The organism is Bradyrhizobium sp. 149 (genome assembly GCF_023073915.1).
GTDB lineage: Bacteria > Pseudomonadota > Alphaproteobacteria > Rhizobiales > Xanthobacteraceae > Bradyrhizobium.
The window spans coordinates 1-2,130 of the sequence record NZ_JADPKK010000007.1; the positions used below are offsets into that span (position 1 = coordinate 1).

The window sequence follows — 2,130 nt, forward strand, 5'->3', positions numbered from 1 at the left end:
GACGCTGAACGTCGACGGTCACGTCATCACCTTCAAGAACGCGCCGATCCCGGGCTCGACCGGTGCGCCGAGCGTTCCGAGCGGTTATGGCACGAGCGGTAACGTCCTCACCGACGGCAACGGCAACTCGACGGTCTATCTGCAGGCCGGCACGGTCAACGATGTGCTGAAAGCCATCGACCTTGCCACCGGCGTGCAGACCGCGACGGTCAATGCCAACGGCACCGCGTCGCTTGTGACTGCGACCGGCCAGACCAACTCGTCGATCAACGCCTCGGGCCAGCTCAAGATCTCGACCGGTGTCAATGCCGACCTGTCGATCACCGGCACTGGCAACGCGCTGAATGCGCTTGGCTTCGCCGGCAACACCGGAACCTCGACCGCGTTCACCGCGGCGCGCACCTCCGGCGTCGGCGGCCTTACCGGCAAGACCTTGACCTTCTCCTCCTTCAACGGTGGCACGGCGGTCAACGTCACCTTCGGCGACGGCACCAACGGCACGGTCAAGACGCTCGATCAGCTCAACACGAAGCTTCAGGCCAACAACCTGACGGCGACGATCGACGCCAACGGCCTGCTGACGGTTTCGACCACCAACGACTACGCGTCCTCGACGATCGGTTCGAGCGCCGCGGGTGGTGCGATTGGCGGCACGCTGACAACGGCGCTGACGTTCTCGACGGCTTCCAGCCCCGTCCAGGATACGGTTGCCCAGACCTCGCGTGCGAACCTGGTGTCTCAGTACAACAACATCCTGAACCAGATCGACTCGACCTCGCAGGACTCCTCGTTCAACGGCGTCAACCTGCTGAACGGCGACCAGCTCAAGCTGGTGTTCGACGAGACCGGCAAGTCGAACCTCAGCATCACCGGCGTGACCTACAACTCCAAGGGTCTCGGCCTCGCCTCGCTGACCAGCGGTGTCGACTTCATCGACAACGCCGCCACCAACAAGGTGCTGACCAATTTGAACTCGGCGTCGAGCACGCTGCGTTCGGAAGCGTCGAGCCTCGGTTCGAACCTCACGATCGTGCAGGTTCGTCAGGACTTCAACAAGAACCTGATCAACGTGCTGCAGACCGGTTCGTCCAACCTGACCCTGGCCGACACCAACGTCGAGGCGGCCAACAGCCAGGCGCTGTCGACCCGCCAGTCGATCGCGGTCTCCGCGCTGTCGCTGGCCAACCAGTCGCAGCAGAGCGTGCTCCAGCTGCTCCGCTAACAAGCGGACGACATCGCAAGACGACTATGGCGGCGGGGCCTCGGCCCCGCCGCTTTCTTTTGCGCGTCAGCCGTCATTCGAGCAGCCGTGCGACGCTCTGAAAAGTAACCAGCGGTTATGGTTAATGGAGAGTAAGCGCGGATAAATGCCAATGATTTCAGCCTGATTGCCGGCCGCGACCACGCCTTCCGCACGCTCATGGTGAACCCGCGCTTAATGCGGGCGCGTGTCGTTTCACCCTTTGTTAGCCATGTCGCGGCACGCTGGCCCCGTCACTCGATCCGAAGCGATCGAACGAAGACGCGTAAGCCAGAAGGGTCAAATTCATGTCCGGTATTGTTCTCTCTGCGTCGGTTCGTCAGAACCTGCTCTCGCTCCAGTCCACCGCTGATCTGCTCGCCACCACACAGAACCGTCTGTCGACCGGCAAGAGCGTCAATTCGGCCCTGGACAATCCCACCAACTTCTTCACGGCACAGTCGCTCGACAACCGCGCCAGCGACATCAACAATCTGCTCGACGGCATCGCCAACGGCGTGCAGGTGCTGCAGGCTGCCAACACCGGCCTGACCTCGCTGCAGAAGCTGATCGACAGCGCGAAGTCGATCGCCAACCAGGCGTTGCAGACCACCGTCGGCTACTCCACCAAGTCGAACGTCTCCACGACGATCTCCGGTGCGACGGCGGCCGATCTGCGCGGCACCACGAGCTTCGCCAGCGCGACCGCAAGCAGCAATGTGCTCTATAACGGCACGGCCGGCGGCACCACGGCGGCGACCGGCACCACGACGCTCGGCGCCACCATCGGCTCCTTTGCAAGCACGGGCGCGACGGCCGGTGACGGCACCACGGCCCTGACCGGCGCCATCACCCTGATCGCCACCAACGGCACGACCGCGACCGGCCTG

At 63.6% G+C, this 2,130-nt stretch carries 1 protein-coding gene and 1 pseudogene; both read left to right on the forward strand.

The window, feature by feature from the left end; genetic code table 11:
* Positions 1-1,222: DUF1522 domain-containing protein (locus IVA88_RS02430; RefSeq protein ID WP_247495709.1), on the forward strand; the 1,222-nt coding region annotated here is incomplete at its 5' end.
* 326 nt (positions 1,223-1,548) lie between these two features.
* Positions 1,549-2,130: pseudogene (locus IVA88_RS02435) on the forward strand (flagellin); the annotation flags it as partial.